This window comes from Nocardia shimofusensis NBRC 100134, from assembly GCF_001613125.1.
Taxonomy (GTDB): Bacteria; Actinomycetota; Actinomycetes; order Mycobacteriales; family Mycobacteriaceae; genus Nocardia; species Nocardia shimofusensis.
Window position 1 is genome coordinate 105,310 of record NZ_BDBT01000019.1, and the last position, 20,068, is coordinate 125,377.

The 20,068-nt window shown below is 72.9% G+C and carries 2 protein-coding genes; both read right to left on the minus strand.

Annotation, left to right across the window (positions count from 1 at the left end):
• Positions 1 to 18 precede the first annotated feature (18 nt).
• Positions 19 to 1,644: a hypothetical protein gene (locus NS3_RS19035; RefSeq protein ID WP_245649692.1), complete on the minus strand. Its 1,626-nt coding sequence runs from the start codon at positions 1,642 to 1,644 to the stop codon at positions 19 to 21.
• A 190-nt stretch (positions 1,645 to 1,834) separates the two neighbouring features.
• Positions 1,835 to 19,852 (minus strand): hypothetical protein, encoded by an 18,018-nt coding sequence (locus NS3_RS29550; RefSeq protein ID WP_067861523.1) that lies wholly within the window; start codon positions 19,850 to 19,852, stop codon positions 1,835 to 1,837.
• Positions 19,853 to 20,068 lie beyond the last annotated feature (216 nt).

Here is a 20,068-nt window from a genome sequence, read left to right on the forward strand (position 1 = left end):
CACGGGGAGGCTGCGAAATCACGTCCCCACCGCTCCGTGCCGCTGCTGGAAGCGGCGCTCGAATTCGGTGACGAACACCGAGGGCGCCACCGACGACGAGGACTGTTCCAGCACACCGTCGTCGGCGATGTAGAAGATCGCGCGGCCCACCGCCATCTCGCCGGGGCGGGTCGGCGCGTAGACCATCCAGCCGACGCTGATCCGGTCGGCGCGCAGTTCGTCGACCGGGTAGCCCGCCGCGTCCATGCCACGATCGATGACGAAACGGCGCACCTTCGCGACAGCGTCCTCCTGTGGCATCGGCTCGGGCACGGTGACCGCGACGCCCGCCATCGTCAGCTGATAGAAGGCGCTGTCCACATCGAAATCACCGTTGTCGCCGAAAGCGGCGACGAGGGTTTCCCTGGTGACCACCCCGATCTCGGCGGCCGAGACGAGCGTGTCCACCGCCGCGCGCTGCTGCTCGGAGGGATCGGCGGCGAGCAGTCCGCAGACGACCTCGGTCACCGTGTCGGTGGTCCAGATGCCGGGTACCGCGTCGGCGAGCGCCTCGGCGCCCGGGGATTCCCCGCGATGCCAGCTGCCCCCTTCCCACCAGTAGCAGAACGACAGCAGGCCGTTGCCCGCGCGCGGGTTCAGCACGGGGTTGGCGACCCATTCCGGCGCGCCCGCGTACACCCTGGGCGTGTCCGCGCCCCGGTTGTAGGCGCCGTCGAGTTCGGGTGCGTTCCAGACGCCGCCCGACAGGACGGCGCGCCCGCCCGGCAGCATGTACAGCGTCGCGCCGCTGCGCCGCGCGCCCTCGAAGAAGCCCAGCGCCGGCAGAATCCGTGGGCCCCACTGCGATCCGGCGGCGACGAACGCCGCCGCCATCACCGCCCAGCGGCCCCACATCACCGGGAGCGCCGGAAAGTCGGTGTCGCTGCGCACCGCTCGCACACCCTGCGCCCGGTCGGCACGGGCCTGCACGGCCGCGAGCTGCGCCGGGCGCGACTGACGGCCGCCGTGCCGGATGTAGGCGGCCAGCCAGACCGGCAGCGTCGCCCGCGGATAGGTCTCGAGATCGGCGGCGTAAACCTCCGGCGGGAACAGCTGGTCGTCCGGGAACGGTTCGTCGCCGTAGTCGAAATCGACCTCGATCGCGCCGTTGTTGCGCAGGATCAGCAGCATCCGCCACCACGGGCCGTCGCCGAGTTCGGCGGACAGGTGCCGGTGGTCGCGGACCCAGGCCAGCACTTCCTGGCTCGGCTGCACCCGCAGGGCGCGGTCCTCCTCGTCCGAGAAGAACACCTGCACCATCTCGGTGCTGGTGGTCAGCGTGAACATCGCGTCCAGCCGCGCCCAGCCCTTCGGGCCCTGCGCCGCGAGGCCGCGCGCGATGCGGTGGCACAGCTGTTTCGCACGCTCGGCCAGCTCCCCCGGGTCCTCGGACAGGGTGAACCCGATATCGGGGTCGTCGTCGGCGTCCTGCGTGTCGGCGGGGTCGCCGGAATCGGCGTGAGCGGCGGTGGCGGTCTCGATGGCGTCGGGCCGAGTGTCGGGAACGTCCGGCAGACCGGCCGGGTGCGACGCGGCGGCCGCCGGGTCCGGCCGGTCGTCCCGCGGCGCGGTGTCGTCGGGGTTCCGATCGTCAGGGGTGGTCACGTCGCAGCCCTCTCCTCGTCTTCGTGCCGCACCGCCGCTGCGCGCGGAAGGCATTGTGCCGCCGAGTCATACCGGCTACCCCGAGGCATCTCTGCACTCCGAGGCAAGGTGCGTTCCGGGGCCGCGGCCGTGCTCGCGCCCCATCCTGGCACAGCGGCCGCGATCGGATCGCACGGTCGGCTCGCCCGCATCAGGCGAACACCCGCGCGCGGCGGCCGGGATCGGCGCAGACATCCCGGAGGAACAGGCCGATGTCCAGTTCGGCGGGCAACGTGCGGTAGGTCAAGCTGCACAGCACGGTAGGCCCGGCGCTGATGGTGAGGGTGGTCAGGCGTTGCGGACCCACCAGCCGATCGACCGTCACCGGCTCGTCCAGCTCGATCAGTTGCCCGCCGATCCGCACCGCGAGCCGGGAATCGTGCCGGAAGAACACGACCGGCACACCGGCCAGATCGCCGTACACACCCGACTCGACGCCGGAACGGATCGAGGTCGCCTGCAGCGCACCGGTCGCCGGGTCGAACTCGGCCGACACACCGAATCCGGAGTGCGGACGAACCAACAGGGTGGTCGGTGCGCTCTCCTCGGAGGGCCGATGCCCGTTCCCGTTCGCCCGGCGCCCGCCCGCCCGGGTCGGCGGTGCCCCGCCGGCACCCGGCATGCCCGGAACACCCGGCGGCATCATCGACGTCGAACTCGACGGCGGCACGGACGGATTCGGTTCGCCGGGCGGAGGCAGCCGATCGGCGTGGCGGCCACCCGATGGCGGCGAATCCGGAGCCGGCGTCCACCCGCCCGGCGGAACACCCGGCGGCAAGGAGCCCAGCGGCCGCCCACCGGGCGACCCGGTTCCGTAGCCCCCGCCATTCGGCGTGCCGGGGCTCGGCGCGCCGTTCGGCGGTTGCGGCGTTCCCGGCGGCAGCCACGAATCCGGCGGTGACCACGAACCGGGCGGATATGCACCCGCGGGCGGCACGGGTGCTCCCGGTGCCCGACCACCGGGCGGCACCTGACCTGGCCGGCCACCCGGCGGCCAGGTGCCCGGCGCCCCGGGCGGCCATGCCCCCGGCGGCACCGGCCCGGGCCGGCCGCCCGGGGGCCAGGCGCTGCCGGGCGGGTACTGGTGCCCCGGCGGTGGGGAGCCCTCGGGCGGGCACGTTCCCGGCGGTAACTGCTGACCAGGAGGCTCGGTGCCCTCCGGCGGGCACGAGGGAGCCGGCGGCGGCGTCGATCCCCCCGGCGGGGGAGGCTGTTGCGGCGGGCAGTCCGAACCGCCCGGCGGAGTATCGGGCGGCGTGTCCGGCGGCCCGGGCTCCGTCGACCGCTCCGGCATCGGCCAGGGCGCCGCTTCCAGAGGCGGAACGACCTTCGTCGCGGGCAACTCGAAGTCGTAGTCCTTGGGCGGATGCGGGATATGCGACCGCAACGACGATCCGGGCAATGTGGGCGGCCTCGGCGCGTCGGAATCGTCACCGGCGCGGGGCGGCTCGTGCCCGTCGTCGTCACCGTGACGCGACCGTGCCCGCGCCCGCCCGTTCCTCGATTCCCCCTCGTTGCTCGATGTCGCCTCGTTGCTCGATGTCGCCTCGTTGCTCGATGTCGCCTCGTTGCTCGATGTCGCCTCGTTGCTCGATGTCGCCTCGCCGGGCTCGCCATCCGGGTGCCGGTGAGCGCCCTGCTCGGGCTCCGGTTCGGCACCGGCCCGGGGCTGCGACCGCTGCCCGCGCGAATCAACGGGTTCGCCGGCTTCCTGGCGGCTGCTCTCGGGCGGTTCAGCCTCGCCATCGGCCCGACGACGCGGGACGGACGCCTTCGCCTCGTCGGCGCCGCCCGCACGCGGCACCGTCCCGTCGGCCGACTCCGGTTCCTCCCGCGAGTCACGCCGTGCTGGGGTGCCCGGCGGGTCAGCGGAATCGTCGCCGTCACGGCCTGGTTCGAGCGGCTCGGATCGAAGTGCCGGCCGCTCACCGGCTTCGGCATCCCCACTTGGTGGCGCGGGTTGCGTCACCCGGCCGTCGGCCGCCCGCGGCGTGCGAGTGTCCGGCGAGTCGGCGTCGCGGGATGCCCGGTCGTCGGCCCCGGCCCGGCTCGGTTCCTCGGGGCGCGCACGCGAACCTGTCTCGCCCACCCGGCCTTCCGGCGTTCCCGACTCCGGGAGGCTGTCCGTGTCGGGCCGGGCGGCCGGAGCCTGATGTTCGGCGGGGTCTTCCGGCGGCCACACGCGGCGGTCCGGCGGAACCGGTCGATCGCCCGCCGTCTGCTCCGGCGGCCAGACCCGGCGGTCCCGCGGCGGTCTCCGGTCCCCGGCGGTTTCCGGTTGCGCCGCTTCGCCGGTCGGCGGGGTCGCCGACGCGGGTGGCGCCGCGGGCGGTTGCGAGGGCGGGGGCAGGACGGGGCGCCCGCCGGTCGCCCCGTCCTCGGGACCGTGATCGGGACCGTCGGGGCCGGGGAGGTCGTTCCCCGGCCGACGCGGCGGCGTCCATCCTGGGTCGACGGGCAGCGGCGCGGGCGCGTAGGGGATTCCGGCGCGCCAGCCGGTGAGCGGCGGACGGTCGGCGTCCCAGTGGTGGCCGAGGCCGATGGCGTGGGTGTTCGCGTTCCGCCAGCCGGCGTTGGGATGCCTGCGCAGGTAATCGGATTCGGCGAGGGCGTCGCGCAGGAGCACGAAGTCCTGCCGCAGCGGCTCGCCCGCCATGAGCCGGTTCCACGCCTCGGCGACGTCGGCGAGGCGGTCCATCGGCCTGCGCACATACCCGCCGTGCGGGTCGGTGTGGTCGCGCACCCGATGCTCGTCGCGCATCAGGTGATCCTTGATCTGCTGGATCTGCTCGCGGGTGAAGACCGGCACGTCGTCGCGCATGTACTCGGCGAGCAGGCGGGCGAGGCCGTCCTCGATCGACTCGCCCGGCCGCAGCGCGGTCGCGAATCCGCCGGCCTGGTCGGGGTTCAACAGCAGTTCCCGGATGTCGGCCACGGTGTCGCGCACCGCCTCCGGATCGTCGGTGGCGAACCGGTCCGCCAACCCGTCGGCGACCCTGTCGATGTCGGCCCCCACCCGGGCGAGCTGGGCATCCACGTCGCCGGCCGGATCGATGCCGCGATGCCGGTCGACCAACTGCGCCCGCACGGCCTCGACCATGTCGCGGGCCGCGGCCTCCTGCTGCGCTCGACGATGCGCGTCGAGCCCCTCGAGGACAGCATCGACGTCGGAATCGTCGGCCAGGAAACGCTCGTACTCCGCATCGGCCCAGTCCTGCACCCGTTGCCACTCGGCGATCTCGCGCTCCCACTCCTCCCCCAGCCCCAGCGGGATGTCCACCCGTTCGGCGGGCGGGGCATGGTCGGCCGGGTCCCAGCTGCGGAACATCGGCTGCACATTGCGTTCCGGCGGCGCGAACCACTGGTAGTCGCGGAACACGGTGCCGAACGGCGGCAGGTGCCGCAACCACGGCCTGGCCTGCACCCAGCGACCGATCTCCGGGTGCCGCTGGATCCACGCTTTCACCGCCGGATGCTTCGGCACCTGCGCGGCCATCAGGATCAGGCGCACCACGTTGTAGGAGTCCGCGCCCCAGTGCTGGCCGAACACCGTCACGCCGTCCGGAACGCCGGAGGTGTTGTACTGCGTGGGCGCCTGCGGCGCGTTGACCGGCAGCAGGCTCTCCGGCAACTGCCCGGGCGGCACGTCGTCGGTCGGCAGCGTCATGTCGTTGACGACGTCCTCCATCGCCCAGCCGCTGACGCCGTCCGGCGGATCCTTCGGCGTGAACTTCTTCGGCAGCTCGCCGCTGTCGCGACCGGTGGTCCAATCCGGGCGAGTCGGGTCGACGGGATGCCAGACGCCCTCGGCGTCGCGCCAGCGCGTCATGTCCAGGCGGCGCCCGCCGAAGCCGCCCGTGGACATCCGTTCCACCTGCGGCGGGGGCATCGGTTCGCTGCGCACGACGCCCTGCCGGTCGGCGAGCAGACGCCGGTACTCGACGGTGGTCTCCGGCCGGACGATCGCCTGCGCGACCGACGCGTCGGTGTGCACCGCCTCGTCGAACGCCCGATCATGGTCCGCGCGCGGCGCGTCCGGGTCCGGCCGCGGACCGAACACGACGATGCGGGGACGCTCCCCCTCGATGATGCCGACCCGCTCGGTGACCATCCGTCCGCCCTCGGCCTCGATCTGCGTGCGCCACGCGCCGGCCAGACCCGCCATCTCGTCCTGCAGGCGGCCGATCCGGTTGTGCGCCGCGGCCACGTCGGAGGCCGCGTCGGCCAGTGCGTCGACGGCCCGCAGCCGCGCCGGCAGCTCGTCCACCGGCAGTGCGCCGGAACGCAAGTCGTCGGCGACCCGGTCCCCGAGATCGTCGAGGGTGCGGTCGAGGTCGCGGGTGAGCGCCGTCTCGTCGGGGACACCGGACTCGTCGACCACCCCCAAGCGCACCGCGAGATCGTCGCGCATCGTCCGGCGCGGTTTGATATTGCGCAGTTCGGCCGCCCGCTCGCGCGCCAGCTCGTCGAGCCGCTCGGCGACCTCGGCCGTCGGCGGGCGATGCGCGGCGATGCCCGCGTTCTCCAGTTCGGCGAGAAGCTGTTCCCGCTGCCGCACCTTGTCGGCGAGCTCGTCGAACTCGCCGGTCGTCGTGATGAGCTTCTCCAGGTCCGCCAGGCGCCTGCGCACATCGTCGTCGTCGGCCAGTCTGCGTTCCTGGCGGCCGGCCTCGTCGAGAGCGGCCGGCAGGTCGACCAGGTCGGTGCCGGCTTCGGCGTAGAAGGCGCGGATGGCGTCGTCGCGGCTCTCGGCGTCCCGGTCGGTCCACGGCGGGTCGTCGGCGCCCAGCAGTTCCGTCGCGCGCTCGTCGGCCTTGCGGCGGACGAATTCGCGCTCGCGCACCAGTTCCTTGTGCTCGGCAAGCAGACGGTCGTATTCCTCGAGCAGACCGACGCGGGCGGCGAGGTCGGCCACATCGGCGTTCGCCTCGAGGTAGCTCGGCAGCAGGTCCACCAGCTCCGCGAACGCGTCGGCTTGGTCGCCGGCGAGTCGCCATTCCGCCATCTCGCGGACAGTGGCCTGGATCCTGTGCAGATCCAGCGCGTCCGGCTCCCTGATCCGCAGCCGCTCCCCGAGGGCGCGAATCCGCTCCGTCAGCGCATCACGCCGGGCCACGGCCTCGGCGTGCGCGCGCAGCGCGTCCTCGCGCGCGGAATCGCGGGAGTGCTCCTGCTCGGACGAGTCGTCGACATCGTCCGGACTCTCCGGCGGGGCGTCGTCGCCGGCATCGCGGCGCTCATCGGTGGGACGAGGCTCCTCGCCCGCTGAACGCCGCTCGGCGGGCCCGGACTCCACGCTGTCGCGAGTTCCGCCGACAGGACGGGGCTCCTCGGCGGAATCGTCCGTGCGCGGCCGGTCGGTGTCGGGCGGCGGCGAGAGCGCCTCGGGTGTGGGGGCAGTCGGCTCGCCGGAGTCGGCGCGCACGGCCGGGACGTCGGCGGGGCCCGGCTCAACGAGCGCAGGCTCGGCGAGGCCAGGCTCGGCGAGGCCGGGGACAGCACTTGTGGGCGGATCCACCAAGTGGGCGGTGATGGTGCCGTTCTCGTCGATGGTGAGGCGGAGTTCGCGGATCTGCGCTCCCGGCTGACGCAGCAGCTCTGCCAGCGCGGGTTCGGCGGCGAGGGCTTCGGTCACGGCGCGGCCGGTGTCGGCGCCGCCCCATCCCGCGACCAGGTACCGGGGAGGTTCACCGGCGAGCACGCCCACCCGGGGACCGATGAGCTGAGCTCCGGCTTCGAGCAGCGCGTGGCGCGCGTTCGCGAGCAGCAGAGCGTCTTCGAGCTGAGCCATCCGCTCCGCCGCATCGGCCGCGGCGCGCTCGTCCCCGGCGGCGCGGGCGGCGTCCCGCTCCCGTGCCGCGGCCTCGATATCGGCCGCGATGCGGTTCATGACGGCTTCGCGGAACTGCGACTCCGGGTTCGCCGGGCGGTCGGGCCTGGACGCCGCACCGGGCGGTTCCGGCGCCTCGGCCGTCGCGATGTCGCCGGTGTTGCCCGGCTGCTCCGGCAGTCCCGGGTCGCCCGGGTCGCCCGCGGCGGACGGTGCGGCCGGCGGCTTCGACGGCGGACCGGACGGCGGTGCGGCGGAAGCTGATCCATCGTCGGGATCATCGTTCGCCGTGGGCTCATCCGGCCGGGTCCGCTCAGCCTCCGTCACATCCGGCCGCGTCTGCTCGACCCGGGTCACATCCGCACGGGTGCGCGGGCTGTCGGAGAGCGTCGCATCCGTATCCGGCCGAGTTCGGTCGAGGTCGGCACGAGTCGCCGTGCCGTCCGGGAGCGGCTGGGTGTCCGCATCCGTGCCGCTGTTCGGACGCGTGGTGCCCGCGGGTTCGCCGGCCGGCAGGTGCTGAGAGCGATCCTGGGGCGGTAGCGCGGGTGTCGGTGGAGCTTGGGGGCCGACGGGTCGCGGGGCGTAGGGGATGCCCGCGCGCCAGTCGGTGAGCGGGGGACGGGCGGCGTTCCAGTCGTAACCGAGTCTGATGGCGTGCTGGTTGGCGTCGCGCCAGGTGGCGATCGGGTTGTCACGCAGGAAGTTCGACTCGGCGAGGGCATCGCGCAGCAGCAGCAGATCTTGCGGCAGGTGGTCGCCGTTCACGAGCCGGTTCCACGCTTCGGCCACGTCCGCGAGTGCGTCCAGGCGCCGCCGCACCAGGGCGCCGTCCTCCGGATCACGGATCAGGTGCTCGGCGTGCATGAGATGGTTCTTGATCTGCTGGAGTTCCTCCCAGGTGAACTCCGGTCGGCCGGTGCCCAACTGCTCGGCGACCACGTCGACCAATTGCTCGTAGGCTCCGGCGTCCAGCGGCCTGCCGACGACCTCCATCAGGTCGGCGACCAGCCGCGCCGCGTCGCCGGGCTGTTCGTCGGGCAGCGTGCCGGTCAACTCCGAGATGGTCGCCTCGGTGTCGGGGGCGTCTTGCGCCGCGAGCACCCGCAGTCGGTCGATCAGTTCCCGCGCCCGCGCATCGCGCTCGGTCCGAGCCACCTCGGTGAGGTTGTCGAAGATGCTCACGATGTCGTTGCCCGCGGTGTCGTTGCGGAACCGTTCGTACTCCCCGTCGGCCCACTCCTGCACCCGCGCCCACTCCGCCCGCGCCACCTCCTGACGAGCACGGAATTCCGGAGTCAGATTCCCGTCGTCGGGGATCCGGTCCGCGGCATTCCACTCCCGAACCATCGGCTGCACATCAGCCCGCGGCGCGCGGAACCACGGATGCCCCTTGAAACCAGGACGAATCCGACCCGGATGCGCACTGTCGGCGAACCAGGTGAACCCGGACAACTTCGCCGACTCCAAAATGATCCGCATCGCGTGATAGAACGCATCCGCGAACGGCAACGAGTAGCTCGGAATATCCGACGGCGGCATCCCACCCGGAATCGCGGGCAGGAATCCCTCGTTGATCGCACCCGGCGGCGTACCCCCCGAAGGATCGACGAACGGATCGACCACCGCCGCCTGGAACGGATTCACCGCCCAGCCACTCACCCCCTCCGGCAGATCACGCGGACTGAACTTCTTCGGCACCCCACTCTCGTCACGACCGGTATCCCACTCCGGCCGCGACGGATCGACGTTGTGCCACTGCCCCTCTCCATCACGCCACCGAGTGAGGTGAATCCCCGGCCTGCCCGCGATCGGCGGGGAGTTCACGAATTCCCGCACCGGCGCGCGCAGATCGACGGACTCCCAACGCCCTTCCCGGTCGGAGACGATCTGGCGGTACTCGATCGTCGTCTCCGGCCGCACCATCGCCTGCGCCAACGCACCACTACCCCGCAACGCCTCCGCCAACGCCGCATCATGATCAGCGAACGGCGCATCCCACCGCCCCCGCGGACCCACCACCACAATCCGCGGATTCTCACCGGTGACAAGCCCCACCCGGTCGGTGATCCGCCGCGCGCCGACCTCGGCGAACACATCCCGATTCGCCCCCGCCAGCTCCGCCATCCGATCCTGCAGACGACCGATCTCGTTCTCCGCCCGATTGAACCGCTCCGCGGCCTCGGCGAGCAGTTCCAGATTCCGCGCACGCAACTCGACCTCGTCGGCGGGGACCCGGCGATTCGCCACCTCGTCGAGCGTGGCCGCCAACTCGTCGGGCCCCAACCGGCTCGGGTCGATACCCAACCGAGCGGCGATGTCGTCGCGCATCACCCGCCACGGCTTCTGCCGCAACACCTCGGCCGCGCGTTCCCGGCCGAGCCGGTCCAGTTCGCTCGCGACCTCAGCGCTCGGCGGCCTGTCAGCGCCCGCGCCCTCGGCTTCCAGTGCGGCGATCCGACGATCCACCTCAGCGAGGGCGTCGGTGGCCGCGTTGAACTGTTCGGCGGCCTCCTGCACCAGGAAGATCGCCGCCCGGCGCTGCGCGATCTCCGCCTGACCCACCATTTCCGGTGTCGGCCTGGACAATTCCTCACCGGTGCCGACCATGTCACGCACGCCCACGACCCGCTCGAGCAGGCGTTGCAGCGTCGGCTCGAGCCGGTCCGGACCGAGTTCTCGATCCGGGTCGGCCAGGTCGACCCGCGAGGCGCGATCATCGCGTTTGGCACGCCAGAACTCGCGGTCGATGGTCAGCGCGGCCCGATCTCGCAGCTCCGCGGCGTACGCGTCCTCGGCGTCGGCGCCCAGCCGCTCACGCGCGCCCACCTCGTCGGGGCGCGTCACCTGCGCCGGGTCGGGCTCGCGCTCGTTGTCGGGGCGCGTCATCTGCGCCCGATCGGGCTCGTCGTCCGGGCGCGTCAGCTGTGCCTGGTTAGGCTCGCGCTCGTTGTCCGGGCGCGTCACCTGCGCCGGATCGTGCTCGTTGTGGGAGCGCGGCGGTGCGGAGTCCTGCGCGAGCTCGGGGGCCGTCCCCGGATCGGCCGCGACGGGAGGCCGCAGATCGGAGACCGTGATCCGGCCCGCCACGTCCACTTCCACCAGACGGTATTCGACGGCGATGCCGCCCTCGGCCAGTTGGCGCCGAGTATCAGCGGGCATGACAGCGTCCGGCCGTGCCAGCGGCGAGGCGACGACGACGCGACCGTCGTCGGGCACGACGCCGACTCCCTCGCTGACCATCCTCGCGCCCTCGGCGGCCAGCACGTCGCGCGCGGCCAGTACACCCGCGGTCATCCTGGCATCGTTCTCGGCGCGAACGGCCTCGATCAACCGGCCGATCTCGGCGCGCGCCGAGCGCACCGTACGAACCGTCTCGGAGAGGGCGGACTGCGCCGCACGCAGGTCGTCGAGGTGCCGGACCATCTCCGCGGCCGGCACCTCGGGCCGGTCGCGCAAGCGCTCGACCCGCTCCTCGGCGGCGGCGAGGCGATCATCGACCGCCCGCGAGATCTGCTGGGGCGTAAGGCCGTCCGGATCGATCCCCAACTGCCGGGCCAGTTCATCGACCCGGTTCTCGGCCAGGCGTCGGGCGGTGACCGCGTCGCCGATCCGCTCCCCGGCCCGCACCATCGCCTGGCGAACCTGCTCGCCGGTCGGCTCGTGCACACGGCCCGGCCCCTCCGGCGACCAGTCCCGCCGAGCGGGTGCGCTCTGATCCGGAATGGGCTGATGCGCGCTCGATTCGGGATCGGAGGACGATCCGCGAGCCGGGTCCGGTTCGGCCGGGTCCGGCGCGGCCGACACCGGCGGCTGCCCGGGCGGCTTGCCCGCACCACCACCCTCGGACCCGGGCTGCGGCGGCGGCGTGTCGCCACCATCCGGACGTGCGCCGCTGTCCGACGAGCGCGGCTCCTGCGGCACGTCCTCCACCCGGCGCACCGTCGCCCGGCCCGACTCGTCGAAGCGCAGCTCCCGCACGCGGACGCCGGCATCCGCCAGCAGCCCGGCGAGCTCCGGATGCCGGGTCGCCGCGTCCGCGAGCACCTGCCGGACGTCGGCGCCGTCGAGATTGGCGACCACCACCATCGGCCGATCGCCGTCGACGACACCGATCCGGTCGGACAGCGGCCGGGCGTCGACGGCGGCCAGCGCGTCGCGGGCGCGGGCCCCGTCGATCTCGTCGGCGAGCTGATCCGCCCGCTGTCGAGCGGCTTCGGCGCGTTCACGGTCGCCTGCCGCGCGGGCCTGTTCATGTTCTCGCAGCGCGGCGGCCTGCTCGGCGACGAGCCGGTCGATTGTCGCGCGCCGCTCCTGCGCGGCGGCCGCCCTGGCCGCGTCGTCGTTGTCGCCGTGCTCGGCCGGGAACTCCGGCGGCTCGATCTCATCGAAGGCGGTCTCCGCACGATCACGCGCGTTCGGGGGCGCCGCGATGTCGCCGGCGGAGTCCGAGGTGAACGGCAACCGGTTCAGCATTCTGCGGAACCCACCGCGCTCCGGCGGCGCCAGCTCCGCCGATCCGTCCTCCAGAATCCGGCCGATCCGCTTCACCAAGCGCTTCGGATCGGAATCCGACATCCCCGCGAACAACCTGCCGACCGCGTCGTCGACCACGTCGTGACCGGACGGCTCGGGGATGCGCCAGCCTCCGTCGCCGTCGGTCAGCATGGCGACAGTGAACGTGCCGGCACTGAGCCGCAGGTCCTCTGACCTGTAGAACTTGTAGTAGCGCGGTATCGCGCCGTCGTCGTCATAGCGTGTGGCCGTATCCGCGACCTGGCGGGTGTACAGCCGCCGCGCCACCGAGGCCGGATGATGTTCGGGCAGCTCCGGGCTCTGCTCGGTCATCCGGAAGGCCTTCTCCAAGAAGTCCGCACTGAGGTGCCCGGTGCGGATGCTGCGTCGGTGGCTGGCGCGTGCTTCGGCCCGGCTGACGAACGCGTCGTCCGGCAACGCGCGCAACCACTGCCGGAATCCGACGTCGATCAAACCCTCGGCACGGTATTTGAGGTAGTGCACCAGCATCTGGTCCCTCGCGTCGCGCGCGCTCGGGGCCTGGTACGGCTGCTCGGCGAAGAAATCGTGCAGCTGCGAAAGCTCGGGCACGCCGCGCCGCCCGCTCGACACCGACAGGTATTCGAGACGGAACTCCTTGCGCCACAACGCGCCTTCATACCGTAAATCACTCAGCTCGAGGGCGCGCACGGCATCGATGTGCCCGCCCGGCTCCGCGACGACCAGCAGCCGCTCGACCGGTGCGCCCTCCAGGCTGAGCCGAGCGACGTTGTCGGTCAGCCGCGTCGCGTCGGGGTGGTGGACGAGTTCGGCGTCGAGCCCGCGGCGGGCGAGGTCGCCGGCGTCGGCCTCCGGCGCACGCGGAGCCGTCGCCGACTCCGCCTCCTGGGTGGGTCGTGTCGGCGTATCGGCCTCGATGAGATCGGCCCACGGCCGGTAGCCGCGCGCCTGTTCGCCTGCCCCGCGCACGACGGCGAAGATCAGCTCGGCGTGCGCCAAGCCGACCTTGTCGAGGTAGCGGCGGATCGCCGCCCGGCCGGCATCGTAGGCCTGCCTGCTCGGCGGCACGCCCCCGGTGTCACGACCACGAGCCTGCGCCCGTTCGGCATCTCGGTAGGCACGGTCGTAGGCATCGGTATAGGCGCGTTCGGCGGGCCCGACCGGCACGAACCGGCGAGCCTCCCGCAGGGACCGCAGATGTTCGATCTCGAACGCGTAGTCGGCGCTGCGCCGGTCACGCAGCGCCGGCGAATCGGTGGTCCGCGCCGGCGACCGGTGTTCCCCCTCGGTCGGTGTGATTCCGTGGGCGCGGTCCCATTCCGCACCGTAGTGCCCGGCGTAGTCGCGATCGCCGAGACGCAACGCACCCTGCGCCAGGTGCTCGCGGATCGCTCGCGCGCCTGCCTGATGGGCGGCGGCGTCGATCATGGAGTCGAGCACCGAACCGTTGCCGCGGAAGACCTTCCGCGCCTCGTCGGCTGCCGCCTCCCGAGCCTGCACATACTGCGCGTGCAATCCGTCGGAACGATAGGCGGAGTCGGGAGCGATCTCGGCGCGCCGGTAGTTGAACTCGTAGGCCATCGCGAGCGCACGCGCCTGCCGGTCCAGCATCGTGTCGATGTACTCGTCCCGAGTGAGCGTCAGCCGCTCAGGCGGACCCTCCTGCGCCGCGCGCATCTGGAGCGCCATCGTGACCGCGTGGACCACGTCGGTCCCGATATAGGCCGGACTGCCGTGCAGGTCGACGATGAGCACACCGGTGAGCGGGTCGTACCGGGTGCCGACATCGGGAGTGACCGGCGCGGCGGGATCATCGAGTACGAAACGGATTCGGATGGCGTCGTCGAGCCGCGCGGCGGCCCAGTCGCCCACCGGGTTGCGCCGGCGGTCGACGACCCGGTCGAGCAGTTCGCGGGTGTCGCTCAGCGCTTGTTCCGCACGCTGGGTCACCTCTTCCGGCGTGAGCACGGGCAGCTCGCCCTTGGGACCGTCGGGCGTCCGGGGAGTGACCAGGTGGTCGAGAACAGCAGGGCGGGTGGGATCGGCCGCCCAGGCGTTGTGCAGGTCGACTTCTTCCCGCCGCACATGCACCGCGCCGTCGTCCCCGACCAGCACAGTGACGCGTTCGGCGGGCACCCCGCGCGTCGAGACCGTCTCCCGGAGAGCGGGGTCGGCGTTCACGGCGTCTCGCGTCACCGCCGCGAAATCGCCGCGGCTGTCGACGCCGAAGAGCCTGGGGGGATCGCCGGGCAGCACGGCGACCCGATCCCCGATCCACCGGACGCCGTCCGGCCCGAACTCGCCGGCGACCAGATCCCGCGCGATCTGCGCGGCGAGCTGCTCGGCGAGTCCGGCGCGCCGAGCTTCCACGTCGGCGTGTCGGCGGGTCGTCTCCGCGAGCGCGGTCACGTTGGAGACGAACTCCGCCCGGGTGCGTCGCCAGATGTGTTCGCCCGACATGGACCGGATGTCGGCGACGATCTCCTCCAACGCCGCGTGCCGCCCCCGGTCGAGCATGGCGCGGTCGGCCGGCACCGCGGCAGGATCGAACGGGCGCAGATGCCGGACCGCCCTGAGCCATTCGTCCTGCACCGCGCGCAGCTCCCGGTCGAGTGCGGCCGACTCGCGGACCAGTCGCTCCACCTCGCGACGGGCCTCCGGCGTGGTCGGGCGGTAGGCGTCGGGAGGGCTGTCCGGGACAGACCGGGAATCGTGATCGCCCACGAAGACATCGCCCGCGAGGAGCGCGTCCACCCCCGCGTCGATGCCGATGCGCCGGACCGTGGTGCTGTCGGCCGACGGGTCGGCCGCCCGCGCCTGCGTGACCGCGGCGTCGTAGGCGTCCAGATACCGCGCGTGCAGTTCCCGCGCGAGAGCGGTCTCGGTCCGATCCGCCACCGCCATATCGGTGTCGGGATATCCCACCCGGGTCAGTTCGGCGAGGAACTCCGCCCGCCTGCCGACCGCCTCCGCTTCCACCCGCGCCCGCGCGTCCGGCGCGACCTCGGCACCGGGCAGCGCCGGAACCCGCCCCGCCAGCACCGCTTCCGCGATCGCGGCGACCCGCACCAGTTCGGCGGCCTGCGCCTGCTCGCCGCGGCCGTGCGTGTCGATGACCACGTCCATCGTGGCGGGGTTGAAGACATCGGCCTCCCCCACCCGGTCACCGAGGTCACCGAACCGCACCGCCGCGCCCGCATCCCGCAGGACCGCCAGCGCGTGTCGGCCGGTGCCGGTGTCGCCGAGAATCTGGTGCACCCGTGCTTCGGCCGGGTCGGTCGCGGGCGCGAACCAACCCGCGCGCGGCGGCGCGGGCTCGTCGGCCGGGCGCGGGCCGTCCGCCTGTTCCGGCGGTCTGCCCGGGTCCACCGGCGGCGAACCAACGTGATCCGCGGGCTCGTCCGAGGACAGCATGTCCGGCGGTTCCGGCAGCCCACCGTCCTGCGGAGACTCCAGCCGGGCCGTCTCGCTCGGCGCGGCCGGGCGGATCACCAGATAGCCGCGCTCGGCCGCCTCTTTTTCGGTGAAGACCCGCGCGACATCCTCGACCATCGGGATCGGGCTCTCGCCGTCACCGTGCGCGTCGTACAGCTCGAACATCGCCTCCGGAGTGGTCGCCCCGACGTCCAGGTCGCTGTCCGGCCGGAACGGCAGACCGGACTTCTCCGAGATGCCGGTCTGCCTGCTGCCGAACAAGACCAGCGCCGTGTCGCTTTCGGCGACCGACCGCATCGCCGCCTGCAGCATCTCCGGTGTGACACCCGGTCCGGGTTCTCCGAGCAGTTCCACACCCCACTGCTCCGGGTTCCGGTGCTTCGCGGGCTTGTCGGTAACCCCCTGGTCCTGATCAGGGGGGACGGTGTCGGCGGCGTTCGGGTCCCGGGGCACCGCGAAGTCGTCCGGCCTGACGAATCGGGCTGTGACGCCGGTGTTCTCGCCGAGCGGACCGACCAGCGCGTCCGGGCCGAACTGGACCTCGGTGAAACCGAGATCCGCGGCGAGACGACCGGTGAAGGTCGACAGCGCCGCTTCCTCGGGCGTGGCGAAGAGGTCCTGGATGGCGGCGTTGAAGGTGGCCAGCTGGTCGTCGAAGCCGCCTTCGGAGAACCAGTCGGCTTCGATCACACGCACTTCATGGCCGAGTGCGCGCATCATGTCGGCGAACATCTCATGGCCCGAAGGCGTGGCCCGGCCGACGCGGATCTCGTAGTGCAGCACACCCTCGGCGTCCACCACACCGGAGATGCCGTAGCGGCGGTCACCGCCGTAGCGGTTGACGTACACGGTGTCGCCGTCGTTCGCCTCGATCGGCCGGTCGGGTGCGGGCGGCGGATCGGGTCTGGCGTGGTCGGCGAGCGCGTCGAGGATTCCGAGCACGTCGTCGTGCCAGCGTGTCCGGCCCAGTCGCTCGAATTCCGGGCGCAGCGCCTCGACCCGCTCGCGCAGGTTGGCCACCTCGCCCCGGGTGAGGTGGTGGTCGACGACCTCGACGGTGCCGTCCGGACCGCCGCGCTGGAAATGCGAGGCGAAGGGACTCAACGCTTCCGGAGTGACGGTGCCCTCGAATGCGCGGTGGTTGCCGATGCCGTGGATATCGCCGTCGCGATCGACCATCCAGCCGCGCGCGTCCCGGTCCGGGATGCCGGCGAGCGCGTCGGCCAGGCCGAGTGCGCGCCCCGCGTCGGAATCGTGGGCGCCGAGTTCGTGCGGGTCGCTGAACGCGGGCCAGCGCTGCTGTGCCGTCGATCCGGGCACATGCCGCAGCAGGACGACGTTGCGCCCGGCCCGCTCGGCCTCGGGGACCGGCGCGCCCAGCGCACGGGCGAGCGTGGCGAACAACTGCTCGGCATCGGCGTGCCGGGAGTTGATCATCGTCTTGCGGATCAGCTGGGTGCCGTCCCCGTAGGTCACCAGTTCGACGCGGCGAGCGCTGTTGACCGAGCGGCCCTCGTGCAGCACCCGCACGGACTGCTCGCCCGAGGCGAGCGCGGCGCGCACGACGGACTCGAACGAGCGAATCCCGTGCGCGCTGTCCCACTCGGCGCGGAACGTCTGGGCATAGGTGGCGCCGTCCGGGCCCGAGGGCTGGTTCTCCACCAGCGGGCGCAGCGCGCGCAGACCGGCGTCGTTCGCCCTGCGGTCGAGCTCGTGCGCGGCGGCGTCGGGGCTCTGCTGCGCGGCGGCGGCCCTGGCCTCGGTGAAGGCCCGGATGTACTGCTGCTCGCCGGGAACGAGCGGCAGGTCGTGTCCGGCCGCGCGCAATTGACTGCGCGCGACCACCTCGAGCGCGTAGGCCCTGGTCTCCTCGTCGAGCATCCGGCCGACGTATGCCTCGCGCGGAGTCCGCATGCGGTCGATCGCCCCGCCTGGCGTTTCCCGCGCCTGCGCGATCTCGACATGGATCGCGTTGCGCACCAGCGCGGCCATCTGCTCCGCATCGGTGGCACCGACGTCCAGCCGCACCGCGCGTGGCGTCGGCAGGTAGCCGTCCACGCCGTCCGAGCCGTAGACGACGCGCACGCCGTTCTCGTCGAGCACCCGGTTCGCCCAGCGGCCGATCTCGGTGGCCTCCAGTTCCGCGCGGACCCGGGCGATGCGAGTCTCGGCCGCCGCGGCGGCGGGATCGTGCGGAAGGACCTCCGGCCGGTCGGCCGGGTCGGCGCGCGTGTTCGGGTCGGCGCCGTCGAGCAGCACCCGCCCGTCGTTGTCGACGCGCGCGTCGAGGTGGACGCGTTCGACGTCGCCGCGGTCGAGCAGCGCGGCGAGCTCCGGGTTCGTTCGCGCGCGATCCAAGACGGTCTGGTGCTCACCGGGAGGGGTGGTGACGAGCAGACGATCCGGTTCCCCGGGCAACAGCGCCACCTGCTCGGCGAGCAGACGCGCGCCCGGTTCGGCCCCGGCCCGCTGGGCCGTGTATTCCCGGGCGCCGCGAGCCGCGAGTTCGGCGCCGCGCCGGTCGATCGTGTGCTGCATCGCGTCGCGCTGGTTCGCCAGGGCCGTCAGCGTCAGCAGGTCGTGTTCGGTCCGGCGCAGAATCGCGGCCTGGTCGGGCGAGAGCCCCGCCTCTCGCCACCGCGCGTCGACCTCCGCGAGCCGCTCGGCGATCCGGCCGTCGAACACCGCGCGCGGCGCGCTCGGGTCGACGCCCAGCGGGGCCGCGAGGACACCCAGGCGCTCGGATATCTCGCGCAACGCCAGCATGTCCGAGCGCAGTGCCAGCGCGCCCGCGCGCAGGTCCCGGGCGGCCTCGGCGTGCGCGGGCCGGAACACCTCGTCCGAGGCAGGTCCGTCGCCGCGCGCGGACGGAAGACGCGCTGTCTCCCATGCCCTGCCGTAGAAGCGGGTGTAGGTCGCGCCGTTGTCGAATTCGAAGTGCGTCAACGGCTCCCGGAGGGCGTCGACGCCCACCTCGTGCGCGATCCGCGCCACCTCCTCGGGCGGCATGTCGGGCTCGGTGCGCTGCAGGCTGATCTCGGCGCGCTCGTATGCGTCGGTGTAGACCGCTTCCAACTGGTTGGTGCCGACCTCGAGACCGAGGGCGCGCAGGTCCCTGGCGAGCTGGAAGCGCCTGCCGGTGGCCGCGGCTTCTTCCTCGATCATCGCGCGCACGTAGTCCTCGCGAGTCATCGAGCGCACGATCTCGACGGAGTGCGGCGTCTGCCCGTCGACGTATCGCTGCGCGTGCACCGATTCGTGCGCCAGCGCCAACGCCTGCCTGACGTGGCTGTTGCCCTCGGTGAACGCCACCGCGGCGAGAACGCTGCGACGGAACGAACCGACTCGGCCGTCCGCCGACGGGCTGTGATCGTAGAGGTCGCGCACCGGGCCGTTGTCCAACGTCGCGAGGATCTCCCGCCCGGTAGGCGTCTGCGCGAGGATCTCGCGCACCTGATCGCGATGCTCGTCGATCGAGCGGCCGACGCGGACCACCGCCTCGCCCGCCTCCGCGACATCGCCGAGAGGGTGCGTGTCGTCGTCGGGGAGGGCCCGGCCGTCGACATCGAGCAACACGGCCGAGACGCGGTTCAGCTCCGCGGGCACCTGCGGGGGGAAGCGGCGGGGCGCTCCAGCGGCGGGGTCGATGACCTCGAGGTAGCGCTCGCCCGTCACCGGGTCGACTCGAACGGTGACCAGGTAGGCGTGCGCGCCGACGCCGTAGTCGTCCACGATGCCGCGATATTCGTCGACCACCAGTGCCCTGGTCGCCGGATTGTCCTCGGCGAGCAGGACATCGGCGAGGGACTGGTGCCGCGGCGCTTCCGCGTCGGCCGGCGTCGGGACGTCGTGCATACGCCCGCCCACATGGCTCTCCAGCTCGGCACGCGTCATACCCGCCGGGCCGACGTTCGCGGGTATACGCACGGACTCGCTGCCGGTCTCGGCGACGATCCGGCGCAGCGCGTCCGGCACGCACTGCCCGCGACGACCCGGTTCGTCCTCTGGACGTGACGTTTCCGCGGCAGATGTGCGATCGGGCCGGTCGGCGCCGGGTTCGTCGGTGCGCGGCGCGGCGTCCTTCCGCGGCGGGGCGTCCCTCTGCGGCGTGGACGCCTCCGCGAGCGGCGGTACGGCGAGCACGCTCTCGGGCGACACGGCCGGGTTCGTGCCGTCGACCCGCTCCGGTGAGAGCTGCTGGCCGCGTGCGGGTTCCGCTTGCGGCGCCGGAGCGTCGGCGCGGTGGGCCTGCACGCCGCCCTGACGGCCGAGGGGGCTGCTGGTGCCGTCGGCGATGCCCGCGCGGCCGATCGGCGACGCGGCGGGGCGGTCGGTGGGTGCGCCCGGCAGCGGGCGGCTCTCGCCGGTGACGGCGGGGCGCTCGGGCACCTGCGGGCCGGACGGGTGCTGGGTATTGCCTGCTGTCGCTCCGGCGGCGATGGCGCCGGTTCCGGCGTTCGGACCGATGGACGACGCCCCTGGCGTAGTGGCCGCGCCGGGCGGCGGGCCCGCCGAGACCGGACCGCCCGGCGCGGCCGGGCCGCCGCTGGAGAGGGGGTGGCTCCGGGAAGTCCGGACATCGGGAAGGTGGCGGGTTGTGCCGGG